The 20,984-nt window shown below is 38.8% G+C and carries 13 protein-coding genes and 2 pseudogenes; 13 read left to right on the top strand and 2 right to left on the bottom strand.

Features of this window, described 5'->3' with window-relative positions; translation table 11 throughout:
• Positions 1–154: 154 nt before the first annotated feature.
• The 9 genes from CDG56_RS10310 (at position 155) to CDG56_RS10270 (ending at position 14,911) form a co-directional block, all read left to right on the top strand.
• Positions 155–2,881, top strand: a complete 2,727-nt coding sequence (locus tag CDG56_RS10310) for an autotransporter assembly complex protein TamA (protein ID WP_087547807.1) — start codon at positions 155–157, stop codon at positions 2,879–2,881.
• A 48-nt stretch (positions 2,882–2,929) separates the two neighbouring features.
• Positions 2,930–7,435 carry a translocation/assembly module TamB domain-containing protein gene (locus tag CDG56_RS10305; RefSeq protein ID WP_087547806.1) on the top strand — a complete coding sequence of 1,502 codons (4,506 nt, stop codon included), beginning with the start codon at positions 2,930–2,932 and terminating at the stop codon, positions 7,433–7,435.
• 131 nt (positions 7,436–7,566) lie between these two features.
• Entirely contained in the window at positions 7,567–8,049 is a 483-nt protein-coding gene (locus CDG56_RS10300; RefSeq protein WP_087547805.1) for a DUF4124 domain-containing protein, read from the top strand.
• A 103-nt stretch (positions 8,050–8,152) separates the two neighbouring features.
• Positions 8,153–8,512 (top strand): hypothetical protein, encoded by a 360-nt coding sequence (locus CDG56_RS10295; protein ID WP_005160491.1) that lies wholly within the window; start codon positions 8,153–8,155, stop codon positions 8,510–8,512.
• A 258-nt stretch (positions 8,513–8,770) separates the two neighbouring features.
• Positions 8,771–11,410: a bifunctional aconitate hydratase 2/2-methylisocitrate dehydratase gene (locus CDG56_RS10290; RefSeq protein ID WP_087536172.1), complete on the top strand. Its 2,640-nt coding sequence runs from the start codon at positions 8,771–8,773 to the stop codon at positions 11,408–11,410.
• A 185-nt stretch (positions 11,411–11,595) separates the two neighbouring features.
• A complete protein-coding gene (locus tag CDG56_RS10285) occupies positions 11,596–12,219 on the top strand; it encodes a hypothetical protein (protein WP_087547804.1) in 624 nt (207 codons plus the stop codon).
• A gap of 6 nt (positions 12,220–12,225) precedes the next feature.
• Positions 12,226–13,023, top strand: coding sequence for a hypothetical protein (locus CDG56_RS10280; RefSeq protein WP_087547803.1), 798 nt, complete (start codon positions 12,226–12,228; stop codon positions 13,021–13,023).
• Between the two features lie 192 nt (positions 13,024–13,215).
• On the top strand, positions 13,216–14,199 hold the full coding sequence (locus CDG56_RS10275; protein ID WP_087547802.1) for an ion transporter: 984 nt from the start codon (positions 13,216–13,218) through the stop codon (positions 14,197–14,199).
• 100 nt (positions 14,200–14,299) lie between these two features.
• Entirely contained in the window at positions 14,300–14,911 is a 612-nt protein-coding gene (locus tag CDG56_RS10270; protein WP_087547801.1) for a DUF2238 domain-containing protein, read from the top strand.
• Positions 14,912–14,936: 25 nt separating this feature from the next.
• Here CDG56_RS10270 and CDG56_RS10265 read toward each other — a convergent pair whose 3' ends face one another.
• A complete protein-coding gene (locus CDG56_RS10265) occupies positions 14,937–16,139 on the bottom strand; it encodes an MFS transporter (protein WP_087547800.1) in 1,203 nt (400 codons plus the stop codon).
• 121 nt (positions 16,140–16,260) lie between these two features.
• Between CDG56_RS10265 and CDG56_RS10260 the strand changes: the two are divergent.
• Positions 16,261–16,443: pseudogene (locus tag CDG56_RS10260) on the top strand (transposase); the annotation flags it as partial.
• 95 nt (positions 16,444–16,538) lie between these two features.
• Positions 16,539–16,668 (top strand): annotated as a pseudogene (locus CDG56_RS17315) (IS5/IS1182 family transposase); the annotation flags it as partial.
• 105 nt (positions 16,669–16,773) lie between these two features.
• Here CDG56_RS17315 and CDG56_RS10255 read toward each other — a convergent pair.
• On the bottom strand, positions 16,774–17,934 hold the full coding sequence (locus CDG56_RS10255) for a cupin domain-containing protein (protein ID WP_087547799.1): 1,161 nt from the start codon (positions 17,932–17,934) through the stop codon (positions 16,774–16,776).
• Positions 17,935–18,137: 203 nt separating this feature from the next.
• Between CDG56_RS10255 and dnaX the strand changes: the two genes are divergently transcribed.
• Positions 18,138–20,138 carry a DNA polymerase III subunit gamma/tau gene (gene dnaX / locus CDG56_RS10250; protein WP_087547798.1) on the top strand — a complete coding sequence of 667 codons (2,001 nt, stop codon included), beginning with the start codon at positions 18,138–18,140 and terminating at the stop codon, positions 20,136–20,138.
• Positions 20,139–20,324: 186 nt separating this feature from the next.
• Positions 20,325–20,963: a vWA domain-containing protein gene (locus tag CDG56_RS10245; protein WP_087545815.1), complete on the top strand. Its 639-nt coding sequence runs from the start codon at positions 20,325–20,327 to the stop codon at positions 20,961–20,963.
• Positions 20,964–20,984 lie beyond the last annotated feature (21 nt).

Below are 20,984 nucleotides of genomic sequence, written 5' to 3'. Positions count from 1 at the left end.
CACTTCATTGTGTTTTATAAAAAAATGTGACGTACTGTAAAAATGCTACAAAATGCATGTATGATACTTTGATATTTGATTGGATGAAAATCAAAGATTTGAAGTATTTTCACCAGTCACAAATGATAAATTAAAAATAAGTTTAGAGTTCTACATGTCATCTAAAGCTAATTTTAAACAGTTAACGTTGGTTCATTCTATGCATTTAATATTTAAAATGCAGAGCTTTCCTAAACTTATTTGTAGCACTTTTTTAATTACTTCTTTTATATCAGCTGCTTGTGCGCAAGAACAATTAACAGATACATCAAATAATAAAACCCTAGACCAACAGTCTTTGAATCAAGTTAAATCTGATCAAAGTACTGAGGATACATCAACTGTTTTATCAAGCAGTACAAATCAGTCTCTTGCTAATCAAGCCGAACAAGACAGCTTGTTGGCATTGAAACAGCAAGAGCAGTCTAATAATCAGATTAATGAATTAAAACCGATTCAGCTTGATGATAATTTAGAAAATTTGCCAGTTATCCCTGTTGACCAAACAATGGCGAATGAAATTTTTCGTGAGGCTGAGAATGCAAAAAATGAGGCCCAAGCTTATCGAGAAAGTACGTCAAAAAATCCACCAATAGTTATTAAAGACATTTCACCGCCTGAACTGATAGAAATTACTAAGGCTCCAGTGGATATTAATCTGCTGATGCAAGATATTCAAACCGACAGTAAGATTGTCGTTGAAGCAAATGAAACGGGTAGAACACTACCAGAGTTTCAAACACAAAGTGATCAGCCTAAAGAAAAAGTCGGTTTCTTCCGAAAAATATGGAATCGTTTTCACCCAGATAGTTTGATGGGTGCAGAGAAAATTCCGCGTATTACTGCTGATGTCGCTGGCGCGCCTCCTGCGTTGGCTGCAAATATAAAAGCAAAACTATCAAGTTTTACTCAAGAATCTTTTGAAGACTTTAACACCGCTTTACCTCAGTTAAGAGTGTTGACCAATCAGGCTGCACAAGCTGTAGGCTACTATAATGCCACGTATAAATTTGAAAGGGTAAGTGATAATAAAGTTAAAGTCATTGTCACACCGAATGAACCCGTCCGTATTAAAGAGCAAAATATTGAATTTTCTGGTGCGGGTGAAAACCTGCCTCACTTCCAAGTTTTACGCTTGATCCCAGAACAAGAAAAAGGGGATATCTTTAATCACGGTAAATATGAAACAACAAAAACAAAGATAGTGAATGCCGCATCGGATAACGGTTTTTTTGATAGTTATTGGCGTTTGCATGATGTCAAAATTACCCAGCCAGAAAAAGTAGCTGAAATTAATCTAAAATATGAGACGGGCGAGCGATATAAACTTAAACAAGTTGAGTATCGTATGAGCGATCCAACTAAGCCATTGCCTTTAACTCAAAAAGTTTTAGATAGTTTGGCACCTTGGAAAGAGGGTGATGACTATGCATTTTGGCGTGTAAATGCCTTAGCAAATAACTTAACGAATACACGTTACTTTAATTACACATTGGTAGATACGATTAAACCTGATCCAGTTCAGCCTACTTTAGAGTTAGCGCCAGATCTTCAAGCTTTAGTCGATCAACAGAAAATCCAACAATCTCAATTGCTAAATAGTCAACAGAAAGCAGAATTGGCAAGACAAAAAGTAACTTCTGCACAACAAGTGACGCAAAATGTCGTTGATGAAACACAATTCTCTGGAGGTCAACCCCCTCAAGCCTATGCTCTAGCACGCTCTATGCCCTTATCACATGAACATGATGATGAAGAAGATGAACGCCGGAAATTAGAAGAGCAAACGAGAATTGAGAAAAAAATTCCAGTCGTAGTAACGCTTAATGCCGACCGTTTGAATAGTTTAGAAACTGGTATTGGTTACGGTACAGACACGGGTGCTCGTGTGCGTAGTCAATACAGACGAGCAATTGTAAATAAGTATGGTCATGCATTTGATGCCAACATTGAGGTGTCGCAAATTCGTCAATCTATAGATGGGCGATATAGCATTCCTTATAAACATCCGTTAAATGATTATTTTAATGTTGTCGGTGGTTACGAGCGTGAAGAGCGCAATGACATTGGTCCAGATATTAATTTATTGGTTGAGTCCGCTGTTTTAGGTGGTGAACGTGTTATTAAAAATCCTTTGGGTGATTGGCAACACATCATTGGTTTACGTTACCGTTTAGATCGACTAACTAAAAAAGGTGATATTGATATCAATGAATTACCTGACGCTTTTAAAGTATCAGGGATTGATTCGGAACAAGAATCCTTGTTATTTGGATATGAACTTTCTAAGACCAATAGTAATTCCCTCTTGAATCCAACCAAAGGTTTTAAGCAAACCTACAAGCTTGAATTAGGGACAGAGTCATTATTATCAAATGCAAATATGGCAATTTTGACAGGTGGATGGCGTTTTATTTATTCATTGGGTGAAAATGAAAATCACCAATTTGTAGGTCGAGCTGACACCAGTTATATTTTCACAGATGATTTTAAAAAAGTGCCTTATAACCTCCGTTTCTTTACAGGTGGAGACCAGTCCTTACGCGGTTTCGATTACAAAAGTCTTTCGCCAGAGGAGAACGGTTTTAAAATCGGTGGACAAGCTTTAGGCGTAGGATCTTTAGAGTACAATTATCAGTTTAAAGATGGTTGGCGAGCAGCAATTTTCTCTGATTTTGGTAACTCATATGACAAACAGTTTAGTAACCCAACCGAATATAGTATTGGTGTTGGTATCCGTTGGAGATCACCAATAGGACCAATACGACTTGATGTGGCATCTGGTATTTCCAATGACAATAACCCGATCCGATTACATTTTTTCATCGGCCCACAGCTTTAATAATTTAAAAACATCCTTTAGAAAAGCTCAAACAATTTTAGGTTGATTATGACGGAAGTAGAACCGCAACTAACGCCACCAGTTGGACCAAGACCAGAACGACGCATCGTGAGAAGTGTTGCTTTAATTTTGTCGATCATACTTTTGTTATTGGTTAGCTCTTTAATCGTTATGATTTCTACCGACAAAGGCAGTCGTTTTTTATTAGATCGGGTACTGCAAAGCCAAAAAATGATTCGTTATGAATATGAGGGTGGAAATTTACTCAGAGGAATCATCCTTAAGAATGTTTTAGTTCAATTAAAAGCTGTAGATGTTACTTTGGATCGTGCTGATGTTTCTCTTGGTTGGCGCGCAATCTTAAATAAAGAAATACATTTAAGTCATGCTGATGTACGTAATCTGAAAGTGATCAACAAAAAATCGCCTTCAGGTAAGCCATTTGCCTTTGATGCAATCAAACTTCCATTCGTATTGCGTGTAGATGAAGCAACTCTTGATCATCTTGAGATTAAAACTCAAACATCGAAAGTTGGTTTTAATGATATTTACTTGAAAGATGCCCTATGGTCTGGAACCAAATTAGAGTTTAAGGATTCTAAAATGGATATGGGATATTTGGCAGTCAAACACGCCACAGGGAAAATGGATTTTAGTGGTAAATATCCAATTAATGCGAAAGCAGATCTAATTATTCCATCGTTAAAAAGTTTAAATATTCATACTATTAAAGTTGTTGCAGCGGGATCTTTAGATACATTAAAAGCAGGTATCGCAACACAGACCCCAGATTTATTAACAGGTTGGGCTGTTATACACCCAGTGCGTGATCACGTACCGATGCAAGGCGAACTGCTTTTTAAAAATTATCATTTACCTTTGTTGCAAGAACAGAAATTATTTGCCAAAGATGGTGTTGCAAGATTTAGCGGCGATATTCGAAAATTGGTTCTAAATCTAGATACCGATTTGACAGGTGAGCAAATCCCCGAAGGTAAATACAATGCTTTAATGGAGACAGACCTAAAGAATCAATTGAATATTCAAGACTTTAATGGTCAGTTAATGGGTGGATCGATTGCGCTCAAAGGTTTAGTCAATTGGCATGAGCATGTTTCATGGGATATTCAAGGTCGTTTGGATCATTTAAACCCTAAAGATAAAACAGTTCCGCAAATCGCAAAGGATTTTTTACCGCCTAATTTAGATGCTCATTTAAGTTCATCTGGGTCTATGGAAAAAGGTTTAGCTTTAAGTGCACAGCTTGCTTTTGATCAATATGAAACTTGGGCTGTTAAACTCAATCAAGCTGCATCCAAAGATCACAAACCACAGCCGATGCTATTAAATGTGGCATGGAAAAATATAGATCGGGCAGTTCCTTATATTGGTTGGTTGACTAGCGAAGACGGTCATACCGACATCGCCTTAAAACAAGGTCAACAAGATATCTATGTTTCTACAACAGTGAAACCTCATGAGAAAGCATTATTACCAACGGGTAAATATGATGCCCGTCTTGATATAAAATCAAATCTACTGAATGTTGAAAACTTTCGTTATCAGGCTGCGAAAGGGAGTTTATCTGGGCAAGCAAAAGTTAAACTACCTACTGAAAAGCAACAGTTAGCCTGGCAGGCTCAGCTTAAAGCCAAGAATTTTAATCCACAAACAGTCGTTGCTACTGCACCTGTTAATTTATTAAATGGCGATATTAAAGCAACTGGTTTTGCAAAACCGAATCGACAGATCATTCAATTTGATCGTATTGATTTAAAAGGTCAAATTGTTCAGTCAGATCGTATAGAAACCGTTGCATTAAAAGGCAAAAGTACAGTCGCTTTAATGTTTAATGATCAGAAGTCTGGTGGAGGTTTTAAAAGTTTTGCAGTTGATTACAACGGTTCATTAAATGCATTAAATCAAGGCAATGGACTGTTGAAAATCAACGTAGCAGGAACACCAGAATATATAAAAATTAATGAGTTAAAACATGATGGCGTGGCAGGTAAGATTTTTGCTACAGGTGCTGTGAACCTAAAAGATAAACTTGGTTGGGATATCAATGCATCTTTAGTACACTTCAAACCACAGTATTTTGTTTCAACACTTAAAGGTGAACTCTCAGGGCATGTTAAAACACAAGGTGTTTGGTCTGAAAAGCTGAAGCGCATCGATATTCGGGATTTAAACGCGGCAGGTTTTCTGAATAATAAACCTGTTCGTGGTCGTGGTAACCTTACTTTGTTGCTAGACTCCAACCAGAAAGGTTTTTTACCGCAACAGTTTGAAGCCAATAACTTATTTTTTGCCTATGCTCAGAACCAGTTACAAGCCACAGGCAATGCACAAAGTTTAAGAGTGAAACTAAATGCTCCAGCCTTGTATGAGATTTATCCAGGTTTGCAAGGTCGTGCCTACGGCGTTTTAAACGTTCAATCACAACCACGTTTAAAAGCAACAGCAAATATTGCCGTGGATAATTTCGCATTTAAGGATGTGGCAAGCGTTAAATCGCTGCGTATTCAGGGTGAATTGCCGACTTCTGAAGCAATACCTACATTATTAGTTGCCAAAGTTGATCATTTACGTAGTGGTAATCGTGAAATAGAAAATGCAACGATTAATTTGGGTGGTACGCGCAAAGCACATGTATTAAAAGTTGAAAGTAATAATCGCCAATCTAATTTTTATGTACAGCTTGCAGGTGGTTTCAATCAGAACAATGAATGGTTAGGACAATTACAAAAAGGTCACTTTAAATCACGCCGTATTGATTTAGTACAAAATCAAAGTGCAGCGATCATTTATTCTGCAGCCCAGTCTGAACTTTATATTGGACAGCATTGTTGGCAAAGTCTGCATAGTCAGGTTTGTTTAGATCAATCGGCACGTATTAGCCAAAATAAAGGTAATTTTTCAGTTGTTACTAAAAATCTAGATTTAAATGATTTTGCGGTATTTATGCCAGAAGGTTTAGCAGTTACTGGTCAACTGAATGGTTATGCTCGAGCTTCGTGGGCTAAAGGTAGTCGCCCAAAACTAGATGCAAGTTTAGTCACTCGTAAAGGAGCATTTGGCCTTGCACCTGATGATCCTCAAGATATTGCGACCACAGTCACCTATGATGAATTGAGCTTAATTGCGAAAAGTGTCAATGATGGCTTATTATTCCGTGTGGACATGAAAACACCGGACATTGGTACAGGTTACGCTAACGTGATCGTGAATCCATTTCAAAATGGAATGCCAATGCGTGGTGAAGTGGCTTTTGATGATGTACAACTCAAAGTATTCAAGCCATTTATTAAAGATGTACGCTCAATGGCGGGCACGCTTGCACTGGCTGGAAAAATTAATGGTACACTCACTCAACCTCAATTTACAGGTGAAATGCGCTTAAAAAATGGCGCAATTAGTATGATTTCACTGCCTGTAAATTTAAACAACATTCAGCTTTATTCATCTATTCGACAAGATTCAGCCAGTATTGATGGTGCGTTCAACAGTGGACAAGGGGTTGGGCGATTAAAAGGTAGCTTTGACTGGAAAGAAGAACCCCATCTGGCATTAACCTTAAAAGGTGATAACCTATTGATTCGTCAGGCACCGATGATCACTGCAATTGTCCAGCCTGATTTAAGCCTCGATGTTTATCCATTTGATCAGCGCTTAAGCTTGAAAGGGTCAATTGATGTTCCTCGCGCGCGTATTTCAATGCCAGAGACTACCGCACCAGTTGTAAATATTTCACCAGATGTACGAGTTGTACAGCAAGGACAAGATTTACTTTCGACATTGAAAGCAGCTAAACCGTGGGATATTCGTGCGGATATGACTCTGACATTGGGCAATCAAGTGATCTTCCAAGGTTTTGAAAGTAATATTCCATTGGTTGGTCGCTTGCATTTATCACAACGTGGTTTAGAAACTGCAATGCGAGCAAATGGTGCAATTGGCGTGAGTCAGAAAGTGAAGATTGAAGCTTATGGTCAAAGCTTAGATTTGAACCGCGCAATCGCACGTTTTAATGGTCCACTTGCGAATCCGACACTTGATATTGATGCGAATAAATCAGTCCAAGGTAGTATGGTTGGTTTACGTGTGACTGGGACAGCAACCGTTCCAAATGTTCAAATTTATAATGATGCAGGTTTATCTGAACAAGAAGCATTGAATGCATTGGTCACAGGTCGTATCAATGAAGGAAGTAGCGGCCTAAGTAATACAGAAGGCTTTAAATCTGATGTAAACAATACCATTGCAGCCGCAGGCATCAGTATGGGCTTAGGAGGAACACGGGCGTTAACGAATCAGATTGGTCGAACATTTGGTCTCAGTGGTTTAGCACTTGATGCACAGGGTACAGGTGATGACACTCAAGTGAGTTTAACGGGCTATATCACGCCAGACCTGTTTATTCGTTATGGCATAGGCGTGTTTACACCTGTAAATAAATTGACCTTGCGTTATCAAATGAATCGCCGTTTATACTTAGAAGCAAGTCAATCTTTAGAGAGAGCCATTGACGTATTCTATAATTGGCGTTTTTAAAGCTTTTTTAGAAAACCTGTTTTATGAAAATAAAGCAGGTTTTTTTATGCTAGGTATTTTTAAAAATATGCTAAAATAAAAATAAGCTATTGATAAATATATAGATTAATGACATTTTTTGGAGAGAGTGGATGAAACCTGTCACTTTAAGTCAACTTTTGGCAACTATAGGCTTAATATTACTCAGCTTTACATTCCAAGCAAATGCTAAAGAATACTATAAGTGGGTTGACGCACGTGGTGTAACAACATATTCAGCAACACCACCTCCAACTCAGAAGCAAGATCCTCAACTTGATCCAACTAAAAAAAATGTAAATGCAACAGTGACAACTCTCAGTGAAATAAATGTTTCCGTGCCCAATAACAAAGAACAAAAAAATGTTCCAACGGTAACAACCCAAACAGTGAAATCAACAGGTACAACTACTGCAACCTCAAATGCAACCATTACAGCTGCTAGCGAAGCACTGATCCCTGTGAAGAATTGCAATGGTGTAAGATGTTGGGATACGAAAGGTAAACCTTATAATTTAGTTGCTGGCACAACCTATCTTTCTTCTACAGGCGGTAAATGTCAGAAAATGGGTAATAGCATGCGTTGCAGTAAATGATTTGTATTATTTTATTGCAGCTCATACGGATTTAAACGCTTCTTTTTTGCAAAATGAACAACTTTCAGTATGATGTGTGCATCAAATTAATCGCAGTACGATGATGAAAAAAGTTTTTTTGATTGCAATAGGTTTGGTGCTAGTTGGTTGTGCAGATAAAAAGCAATTAACTCCAGCAGAACAGTGGCATGGTTATTGTGTCAGTGTGGGCAATGCAGCGCGTTCAATTACTTTGGACCGTCAAAATGGCATTGAACAAAAGCAAGCAAAAGAACATGCAGATAAAATTGAAGATGAAACAACACGTAAATTTATCTTTGAAATTATTGAAACGGTATATGCAATGCCAATCGACCAACTGAAGGCGAATCCTGATGCAGAACGTGAACAGTTGAAACAGAAATTTACTGAACAATGCTTGGCTACACCACATGATCAGCTACCAAAGTATAAATCATTTTAATAGGTTCATTTGAAAGACACATCAGTTGTCTTTTTTTATGCATCTAATTTGTTGTTTTATTAAGCTTTGATCTAAGACCAAAGCGGTATTCAAAAGAGATGAACATTTCGCTATAAAATAATGGGCATCACGTAGAAATACGGTAGTTGCATTAACTTTTAACGCGAAGTCTAGTAAAATTTTGCTGTCCATATTACTTGTAAAGCTTGTAGCAAGCTGGAACTTACAAGTAATTTTTTAAAAAAGAGGAATAACACTGTGCTAGAAGCTTACCGCCAACACGTTGAAGAACGTGCCGCACTCGGAGTCCCACCGAAGCCGCTTGATGATGCTCAAACTGCTGAACTTGTAACTTTATTAAAAAATCCACCAGCAGGCGAAGAAGCATTTTTAGTAGATTTGCTTGAAAACCGTGTTCCAGCAGGTGTTGACCAAGCTGCATATGTTAAAGCTGCTTTCTTGGCTGCTCTAGCAAAAGGCGAAGCAACTTCTCCACTTGTAACTAAAGAGCGTGCAGTTTACTTACTAGGTACGATGCTTGGTGGTTATAACGTTGCTCCTTTAGTTGAACTTCTTGACAATGCTGAGCTTGCTGAATTAGCTGCAGAAGCATTGAAGAAAACTCTTCTTGTATTTGATGCATTCCATGACGTAGCAGACAAAGCAAAAGCAGGCAATGCTGCGGCTAAAGCTGTTTTACAATCTTGGGCTGAAGCAGAATGGTTCACAAGCCGTGCTGACGTTCCAGAAGAAATCAAAATCACTGTGTTTAAAGTAACAGGTGAGACAAATACCGATGACTTGTCTCCAGCTCAAGACGCTTGGAGCCGTCCAGATATCCCATTACACGCAAATGCAATGTTGAAAAACGAGCGTGACGGTATCAACCCTGAAAAACCAGGTGAAGTTGGTCCATTAAACCAAATCAAAGAATTAATCGCGAAAGGCAACCAAGTTGCTTACGTGGGTGACGTTGTTGGTACAGGTTCTTCTCGTAAATCTGCAACGAACTCTGTACTTTGGTTCTTCGGTAACGAACTTCCGCACATTCCAAACAAAAAAGATGGTGGTGTGTGCTTAGGTTCTAAGATCGCTCCAATTTTCTTCAATACAATGGAAGATGCAGGTGCATTACCTGTAGAAATCGACGTTGCCAACATGAACATGGGCGACGAAGTTGTATTGAAAATTGATCATACTGCTGCAAAAGTTACTGCATTCAAAGACGGTGCACAAATTGCAGAAGCTGAGCTTAAAACGCCTGTACTTTTAGACGAAGTACGTGCTGGTGGTCGTATTAACTTGATCATTGGTCGTGGTTTAACTGCGAAAGCACGTGAAGAATTAGGTCTTGCACCTTCTACTTTATTCCGTACTCCAGTACAACCTGCTGACACTGGTAAAGGCTTTACACAAGCTCAGAAGATGGTTGGTCGTGCATGTGGTCTTCCTGAAGGTCAAGGTATCCGTCCAGGTACTTACTGTGAACCTAAGATGACAACTGTTGGTTCTCAAGATACAACAGGTCCAATGACTCGTGACGAGTTAAAAGACTTAGCGTGCTTGGGCTTCTCAGCTGACTTAGTGATGCAGTCTTTCTGTCACACTGCTGCTTATCCAAAACCAGTTGACGTAACAACTCACCATACATTACCTGACTTTATCATGAACCGTGGTGGTGTATCTTTACGTCCTGGTGACGGTATTATCCACTCTTGGTTAAACCGTATGTTACTTCCAGATACAGTAGGTACTGGTGGTGACTCACATACTCGTTTCCCAATCGGTATTTCATTCCCAGCGGGTTCTGGTCTGGTTGCGTTCGCAGCTGCAACTGGCGTTATGCCACTTGATATGCCTGAATCTGTACTTGTTAAGTTCAAAGGTAAAATGCAGCCTGGTATCACTTTACGTGACCTTGTACATGCGATTCCTTACTACGCGATCAAAGCTGGTGACTTAACTGTAGAGAAGAAAGGTAAGAAAAACATCTTCTCTGGTCGTATCCTTGAGATCGACTTAACAGAAATGGAAAATGACTTGACTGTTGAGCAAGCATTTGAACTTTCTGATGCATCTGCTGAGCGTTCTGCTGCGGGCTGTTCAATCACACTTTCTGAAGAGAAAGTTGCTGAATACCTACGTTCTAACATCACCATGTTGAAGTGGATGATCGCAGAAGGTTATGGCGATGCTCGTACTATGGCGCGCCGTGCTGAAAACATGCAGAAGTGGTTAGACAACCCAAGCTTGTTAAAAGCTGATGCTGATGCTGAATACTTAAAAGTTTACGAAATCGATCTAGCTGACATCAAAGAACCAATTCTTTGCTGCCCGAACGATCCAGATGACGCAAAACTTCTTTCTGACGTTCAAGGCGACAAGATTGATGAAGTATTCATCGGTTCTTGTATGACCAACATCGGTCACTTCCGTGCAGCTGGTCAGTTACTTGACAAAGTACCTGGTGGTTCATTGTCTACTCGCTTATGGTTGGCTCCACCAACACGTATGGATGAGCACCAGTTGATGGAAGAAGGCTTGTATAACATCTATGGCCGTGCTGGTGCGCGTACTGAGATGCCGGGCTGTTCATTGTGTATGGGTAACCAAGCACGTGTAGCACCGAACACAACATGTGTATCAACTTCTACTCGTAACTTCCCGAACCGTTTAGGTCAAGGTGCAAACGTTTACTTAGCTTCTGCTGAGCTTGCATCTGTCGCTGCTGTTCTTGGTAAATTACCAAGCCCAGAAGAATATCAACAGTACGCGTCACAAATTGACAGCGCTGCTGCTGACATCTACAAATACTTGAACTTCGATAAGATGAGCGAATATACAAAAGAAGCTGATCAAGTTGATACCAAGAAAATCCAAGCGGCTCAATTGACCTAATCGATTGTTTTTGCTAAAAATAAGGGCTGATTAATCAGCCCTTATTTTTTGTGTCCTTTATGTGATAGCTTCTCTAGATCAAATGATCAAGTAGTGATTTATAAATGAGTTTGGTCATTTTATAGTTTATTATTGTTTGAAGATGATGTTCTGATTAAAAAAAATTTTTATAAAAGGGGATAGGTATGAAAGGTTATTTATTTATACTTTTGCTTATGGTCGCTGGGCAGAATTATGCTGGCGAGTGGTTTTTGGATACTATAAATGGTTGTAAAGTTTGGAATAAAGCCCCTCAACCCAATGAAACAATGAAATGGACAGGCGCTTGCTTAAATGGTTTTGCAGACGGAAAGGGGGAGTTGTCTTGGTTGTATGATGGGAAAATATCTATATATAAAGGAAGTATGAAGAATGGTGAACTAGATGGAATAGGAGTTTATACAGGGGCTAATGGTTTTTATAAAGAAGGTTTTTTTATAAAAGGTAATTTGATTAAGGAATGTTCAAAGACTGAGTGTGACCCAGATTATCTATATAAGGATTTTGATGCAGAAACTAAAGTTGATATTGTGATGAGTAAGATTATTAATTCAATTAAAAATAATGAAAATATAGATGCTTTAATATATATGAACTATTTACAAACTTTAAATGTCAAATTACCCGAAGCATTTTATCCACAATATATCAAAGTATTGGATGCCAATAAGGATACAGATGAAGTAAAAAATGTTGCTAAGAAGTATATCCAGAAATATGGAAAAACAGGGAAATTTTATGGTGAAATGATTGAGGCATTATCGAGGTAAGCTGCAATGTTTAAGAAATCGGTTTATTTATTTTTGCTTATCACCAGTTGCTTTTTAATATTAAATAGTGCCAATAGTCAAAGTACATTGGAGGCAGGTTTTGAAAAATTAAATAAAGAAAATCCGCTTGCAAAAAATTTATTAAATGAGAGTAAAAATACTGTCAGGCAAAGCTCACTGGAAGCAGGTTTTGAAAAGCTCAATAAAGAAAAATCACTTGCAAAAAATTTATCTAGTGGTGGTGGTATAGATGCTGCCCTAACTGAAATTGAATTAAATGAAAAAGCCAAAAAGACCCAACAGGCTGCCAAAAATATTCAGCAATATTCCAATGACTATAATCGCCAAGATAAGGAAATGGCAAATAAATGTGCATGTTATGTTATTACTTCGGGCTGTATTCTTTCTTCTTATTCTGGTTCTAGGACGGCATCTCCTGAAGTAGAGCGTGAGAATAGAATGTATGAAGCAAATATGACGAAAATTTGTCGAGCTTGGGATAAAGATCGTTCCAATAATAAGGCTAACTTTTTACAACAAGTTAATCAATTACAAGCTAATTATCAGCAAACGGTAAAAGACTATCAAGAAACTGAGAAAAAACTTGCCCTTGAAATGGAGAAAAAACGACAGCAATATATTGCCAATCAACAGCAAGAACTTCTACAGCAACAGCAAAGAGAAAAACAAAAACTGTTAGATAGAGAAGCAGAAATGAAACAGTTATGTCAATTAAAAGAACATAGCGGTATGTGCTATTGTTCAAGCTATGTAAAGAGTAGTGGGTCATCATGTGGCAAATAATTTTAAATAAACCGTACATTATTGTAAGGTTTATCTTCATTAAAGAATATTGAGTGACTTTAATACAAATAACCCAACACTTTCTACCATAAATTAAGAGTGGTCTAGACTAAACCAAAAATAGAAATGACTTATCAAGCGCTCAGGCAACATGATACATTTTAGCCTGATTTATATAATGATAAATATGGTATGGCTCAATTTTCATGGCAACAGCTAAGACGGTTTGTTTATAACAATCTGCATGATGATGACTATAAAAGTAAGGTGAGTACTTGTGTAAACTATGTACTGATTTCCCTGATCATTGCCAACGTTGCAGCGGTGCTACTGGAGTCGATTAATGAAATCTATAAGCTGTACCAACCTTATTTTGATTTGTTTGAAAATATCTCAATCCTGATTTTTAGTGGAGAGTATTTATTAAGGCTATGGAGCATCGTTGAGAAAAATCCACAGGAATCAGCATGGAAACAACGGTTTCGCTGGATGAAAAGTGGCGGGGCGATTATTGACCTAATGGCGATTTTACCTGCGTACTTGAACTTCTTTGTGTATATCGATTTGCGTTTTCTAAGGGTCTTACGACTATTCCGATTACTCAAACTAACTCGTTATTTTGTGTCATTGCAGATTCTTCTACGTGTTATCCAGCGAGAAAAAGGTTCATTTCAGGCGGTTATTTTCATTTTGGTCATTATGATTGTGATGACGGCATCCGCAATTTATGTGGTGGAAAATAAAGCCCAGCCTGAAGCATTTAGCTCAATTCCAAAAGCAATGTGGTGGGCGGTTGTTACATTGACAACAGTGGGTTATGGTGATGTAACACCTGTAACCAATTTAGGTCGAATACTAGGTGCGTTTATTACTATTTTAGGTGTTGGTATTGCAGCTTTGCCCGCAGGTATTTTGGCTTCAGGTCTTGCAAATGAATTAAACCAGCGCAATCAAAGACTGGAACAGGAGTTTCGTGAAGCCTTGCAAGCCGATGAGCTGGACTTGTTGCATGACCAAGTTGAAATTGAACGAATTCGGAAAAAAGTGGGTTTACCAAAAGAGCAGACCCATGAAATTATCATCCAGTTGGTTAGGGAGAAGCTGCTTGAAGATCAACAACAGGAAAAAAAGAAATATCATTACTGCCCGCATTGTGGTGAAAAATTATCCGAATAAACCTCAAGTTTATTGTCAAGTTTAATGAAAAATAGAGTTGAGGATCAATTTTAAGAATCGAGTCATGTTAAGACAAAATAATAAAATTAGAGGAGATTATATGAGTCAAAAACTGATGTTGTGTTGTGCGGCATTTATTCTTATATTGATTTTAATCATTTCAGGTATTCATCCATTTGACCGTGGTACATGGGGGATGGAGGTTTTGCCTGTCTTAATTATTGTTCCATTATTGATTTACACCTATAAAACATTTCCGCTCACCAATCTTTTGTATAGCTTAATTTTCTTGCACGCCATTGTTTTAATTGTCGGTGGGGCATATACCTATGCACGTGTACCTTTAGGTTTTGAGATCGCTCAATGGTTCAGTTTAGATCGAAATCCTTATGACAAGATTGGACATTTTATGCAAGGTTTTGTGCCTGCCATTGCTGCACGGGAAATTTTGATTCGACATCAGATTTTAGCCAAAGGGAAAATGCTCAGTTTTATTGTGATCTGTATTGTACTAGCCATTAGTGCGACTTATGAATTGATTGAATGGGCAGCTGCATTAGCGCTTGGACAAGGTGCGCAAGAGTTTCTTGGTACACAAGGATATGAGTGGGACACTCAATCTGATATGTTCTTTGCCTTAATTGGAGTAATAACTGCCTTGCTATTGCTGTCCAAATGGCATGACCGACAAATTGCAAAGCTGATGAATTGATCTTAATCAATGCATGAATCTGTCATTAAGAAACGACAGATTCATTTTTCTGTGAGTATTTTGCATACGCCAGTGCAATGAGCAGAATTGCCAAACCACCCAGGCTTAAAACAAAACCCACCCAGATCGGTGCTAACCAACCCATATTATGGCTAAGTACCCATCCTCCAAGAAATGCGCCTAAGGCATTGGCTAAATTAAATGCGGAATGATTTAATGATGCCGCTAATGTTTGTGCATCGCCTGCGATGTCCATTAAATGTGTTTGTAATGCGCCACCTAATCCAATCACAGTGAAACCAATCAGAAATAAGGCTGTAATCGCAGTATAGAGATTAGACATCATAAAACTTGCAAGTACAAAGGCGAGTGCAGAACTCACCAAAATTCCAATCATCGTTCTGAATAGGCTTTTATCTGCTAGCCAGCCTGAAACGAGACCTCCAATCACCATACCAACACCCCAAATGGCTAGCGCAATCGGGACGATACGAATATCGGCGTGTGTATATTCAGTTAAAATTGGAGATACATAACTATAAACAGAGAACATGCCGCCAAAACCAACTGCACCCACAGCAAGTGTTAGCCACATATTGATGTTTTTTAGACCTGCCAATTCCGCTCTAATACTGGCTGACTTTTGTAGTGGAATATTGGGAACGAAAAGGCTGACACCGATTAAAGTAATAAAGGCAATCACGGCAGAAAACTCAAAACCAGATTTCCAACCAAATTGCTGACCAAGCCAAGTTGCAATAGGAACCCCAATCACATTTGCAAGGGTGAGTCCCATCATGACTTGTGCAATCGCAGTTGCTCTACGTTGTTTTCCTGCCAATTCGGCTGCAACTAATGCGGCTACACCAAAATAAGCACCATGAGGAAAGCCTGCAATAAAACGCGATATCAGCATAGCTTCAGATGTTGTTGCGAAGGCATTGGCGGCATTGGCTAAACCATAAAATAACATCAAGCTGAGTAATAGCGTTTTACGCGGTACTTTAGCTCCTAAAATTGCAATAATCGGTGCGCCAACCATAACACCAAGCGCATAGGCGCTAATGAAATAGCCTGCATGTGGAACACTGACATTTAAATCAGTAGCGATTTCTTGAATCAACCCCATAGCAACAAATTCAGTCGTTCCAATACAGAAACTACCAACTGCTAAGGAGAAAATCACTAGAAAAAGAGAGAAATTAGGTTGAGGAGATAAATTTAACAACTGTTTTAATCAGAACATAGAGAGATCTAAATTATAACCATCAAGATACTTTAGATCTTAAGCTTATCGTATTGATTGTGCATATTTATCAGATTTCGTAGAGCCTTTTGGCTATACCTTGGCAATTCATAGAAGTAAAAAGATGGCTGATTACAGAGAACTACTTAAAACTAATTTTTCGACGAATCTGTATTTTATTCCAGCTTATAGGCCTGAGTTAAATCGAATCGAGATGGTATGGAAGCAAATGAAATATGATTGGCGAGATTTTCAAGTCATGACAGCTGATAAAATAGAGCAATGAGTGGAGAAAGTATCAAAACAATTCGGAAAAGAATACATGTTTACTTTTTGATGACAACCTATAATCAGTAAATCAATAAAAGAAGAATGGGTATTGAGCATGTATTTGGCAGCCTGAAAACCTTCAAGATCCCTTGCCGAACGTTATCGAAATAGAGGCAAAAGACTCGGTTTGAGATTCAATTTAATTGCTGGAATCTATAACTTGGAGCTGAGTAAAAGATGATTTATGAAATAAGTCTATTATAAAAAAGTTTTAATTATTTATGTCAAATCATAAAAGTAGAAATAGTCGCAACTACTTCTACTTTAATTAGAGGATGTATCAGGCTTAATGAGGTGGTAGCAACATAATAACTGCTTGATTCAGTAACAATACGATATCTTCTAAAATATCCGTATGATTAAATTCTTCATCAAATGTTAAGCTTTCACCATCTGCAATTTGTTTCAGTTGTGCTTGGAAAGATTGAGAAATACAGATATTTTCCCCATTTGCCCAAAAGTCTAATAATTGATCTTGTTGTCTATAGAGCAATCTTGATGCAGGTTCTAGAATAAGTTGATAGCCGCCATTGATAACTTCAAGTAAATCATCTACCACAATTTCTTCTGGCTCAGGAATACTATTGGGATATTTAGACTCACTCATGTATGCCATGATCGCAGCATCAAATTCTGGTGCTTGAGTGAGATAATCAAGTAATTGAGTCTTGAGATAAGAAAATTCGGAATTATTTATCTCTCCAATAGCATTTGTTTTTATGCGAGTAATATCCACGAGAGGATTTGTTAAGACTGAGTTTTTTGCGAATTGTTCACTGAGTCGATCTGTCATTTCAGCTAAATTTGGCATACGGAAGCCAAATGAGAAAGTTAAACAATCATCCTCGGCAACGCCATAATGAGCAAGACCAGGTGGTACATATAATAGATCGCCAGGTGCAAGTACCTCATCAAAATTTACACTCATTTGAGAAAGGAGTTTTAATGGTTGATCTGCAACAAACTCTGTTGATTCATCACACATTTGACCGAGTTGCCAACGGCGATGACCATGCCCTTGTACAAGGAATACATCATAGAAATCGAAGTGCTTACCAACAGAGCCACCTTTAGGTGCATAAGAGACCATGATGTCATCGCGGCGCCATTGAGGAATAAATGGAAATTTTTTCCAGAGCTCAGCAATATCAAAAGAATAATGGTCCACCGCTTGAACCAGGATAGTCCAAAGATTCGGTAACTTTTGGAAATCGCCTTTAGTGAGTGGTGATGATTTTACATGCCATTCATTTGGATTTTTATTTTTTTGACGAATCAAGCGAGCACTGACATCTTCTTCTAGCGCTAGTTCCTTGACATCTTCGGGTTCTAATAAACCCATAATTTCAGGCATTGCATTGCGAACTAACAATGGTTTTTTTTGCCAATATTCATTCAAGAATTGTTCTGCGGTAATACCGCCGAGTACCGCTAAGGATTCAGACATGTCAAAGAGACCAGCAACTTAAAAATTATGGTGTATTCTCTATTGAGTTGAATATCGGTGCAAGTCTTGTGATGATTGTAAGTAAATCTATAAGAAATTCGGTTTAAAAGCTTCAGAAAGTATTTAATCTTGATCAATTAGAAGTGGACTCGTTCACAGCCTTTCAAAAAAACAGTATGCTTAAGATGCAGAAAGGAGCATACATGTATCAAGTACTGGCAAGAAAATACCGTCCTCGTAATTTCAATGAGTTAGTTGGGCAAAACCATGTTTCTCGTGCTTTAACCAGCGCATTAGAACGTGGGCGTTTGCATCATGCTTATTTGTTTACAGGAACGCGCGGTGTCGGGAAAACCACGATTGCCCGTATTTTAGCCAAGTGTTTGAACTGCGAGACAGGGGTCACTTCAACGCCGTGTGAAGTTTGTGCAACTTGTAAGGCGGTCAATGAAGGTCGTTTTATTGATTTAATTGAAATCGATGCGGCATCACGGACCAAGGTTGAAGATACCCGCGAGTTACTCGACAATGTGCCTTATGCGCCGACGCAGGGTCGCTTCAAGGTCTATCTGATCGATGAAGTGCATATGCTTTCAACGCATTCATTTAATGCCTTGCTCAAAACTCTGGAAGAACCACCAGAGCATGTGAAGTTCCTCTTTGCAACGACAGATCCACAGAAATTGCCGATCACCGTCATCTCGCGCTGTTTGCAATTTACGTTACGTCCTTTGGCTGTTGATGAAATTACGGAACATTTGACAGCAATTTTAAATAAAGAGCATATCGAAGCCGATCAAGATGCGATTTGGCAAATTGCAGAATCTGCACAAGGTTCATTACGTGATGCCTTGTCTTTAACAGACCAAGCAATTGCTTATGGTCAAGGTGCAGTCCATCATCAAGATGTTAAAGATATGCTCGGTTTGATTGACCGAACCATTATTTATGACCTGATTCTTGCTATTCATCACAATCAGCAAGCACGGGTAAGTCAGCTCCTTCTACAATTTAGACAGCAAGCTTTAGATGTGTCCTTGGTTTTAGACCAATTGGTTTCTACCTTGCATGAATTGGCGTTGTTGCAATATTTACCTGATCTTGCACTGAAATATAGTGAAGAAATTAACCAGAAGATTCTACAATTGTCGAAACTCATTTCTGCCCAAGATTTGCAGTTGTATTATCAAATTGCCTGTAAAGGTCGAGCTGAGTTGCAACTTGCGGTGACGCAAGAGCAAGGCTTTGAAATGACGGTGTTGCGTTTACTGGCGTTTAGACCGTTGAATTTGAATGAAGTTATCGTAACTGCAACACCTGTTACGCAAATTACAGCGCCTGAAGCGCATCAGCCTGTACAGGATTCAAGTACAGAAAATCAGTTTGCATTTCAGCAAGAAGCGGTTAGCGTTGAACCTGAACCTGAACCTGAACCTGAACCTGAACCTGAACCTGAACCTGAACCTGAACCTGAACCTGAACCTGAACTGCGCAATCAAAATCCTCATCTCATGGTGTTTGAGGTCGAGGACGGCCAGTTAATAGGATTGGATATATCAGCGCAACAACAAACGATTCAGTCGAATATCGTTGAGGCGGATGATGTGCTGGTTTTTCCTGTTGAGCAAAATCTTCAAGTACATCTGAAGCAGCCTCAAGCTGAACAGGAACTTGATCTCATCGCAGAGCCAGTGCTTGAAGCGGTTGTTTCGGAACCGATTGTGGTCGCAGATCAGCCTGTTGGATCGCCAATACAACAGCAAGATTTTGGGCAAACAGATTTGATGCCTCAAGATATTTTAAAATTGCGTGAGCGGGTTTTGGAAGGTGAGTGGAATTTGGAGAAGTGGGAATACTGGTTTAGAAATAGTGAACTTTCGCCAGCCGTTCAGGAGTTGGCACAGCATGGCATTATGCAGGGGTATATTAATGGTTCATCTGTGTTTCATATTCCGCAGAAATATGAGGTCATGTTGTCACAATTAAGGCAGGCATTGGAAGAGGCACTTAAATCACAGTGGCCGAATACGCAGTTTAATGTGCAATATCAAGATATTGATTCGATAACACCTTTTACCATGCAGGTCATGCGTAAGGAAAAGGCGTTTCATCGGGCTGTTGAGTTGTTACAGCAGGAACTCACCATTAAAAGTTTAATTGAAACCTTTGATGGTGAGTTACAGAATATTCAACTCAAGTCCTGATGCTTGAGTCCCCCTAAATTTGATATTTGGCTTGTAGTTTCTATCTAACGGCTTGTTGCGAATACTTATTAAAAATACAGAATTGTCTATTTATTTTAAGTAATTAAGTGCTGGTGCATAGTACAACCAAAAAAATTATGTTAAAAAAGAAAGTGAATAATACACTGAAAATAAGGAAAAATAATAATGCGCCGTTTACCTGTTTATTTATTATTGGACACCTCAGGGTCGATGCATGGAGAGCCGATTGAAGCGGTCAAAAATGGGATGCAAATTTTACTTTCAACCTTGCGTCAAGACCCCTATGCGCTGGAAACAGCTTATCTTTCTTTAATAGCTTTTGATAGCCACGCTAAACAACTGGTTCCTTTAACTGAATTGGCTGCATTTCAAGCACCTGATTTGCAGGTAACAGGAACTACTGCTTTAGGCGAGGCCTTAGCCTTGTTGGCTGAGAAGATTGAACAGGAGGTGGTGAAAACAACGGCTGAAATTAAAGGGGATTGGAAGCCGCTTATTTTTATAATGACTGATGGCGTACCCACTGATGACTGGCGCAAAGGTTTGCAACGTTTACAACAAGTCAAAACAGGCGTGATTGTGGCATGTGCCGCAGGGCATGGGGCAGATACATCCATTTTAAAACAAATCACGGAAGTGGTTGTTGAGTTGGCAACCGCAGATTCCAACACAATCAAGGCATTCTTCAAATGGGTGTCTGCAAGTATTTCCACAGGTAGTCAGAAAGTAGATGCAGCCCAAAAAGAAGTGAAAGGCTTGGGTGATTTGCCACCGCCACCACCCGAAGTCAATATCGTATTATAAAACAAACATTAAAATCAAAAG

The organism is Acinetobacter sp. WCHA39 (assembly GCF_002165385.1).
Lineage (GTDB): Bacteria > Pseudomonadota > Gammaproteobacteria > Pseudomonadales > Moraxellaceae > Acinetobacter.
Note: the sequence above shows the minus strand (reverse complement) of the source record. Positions and strands in the feature narration are given on the sequence as shown.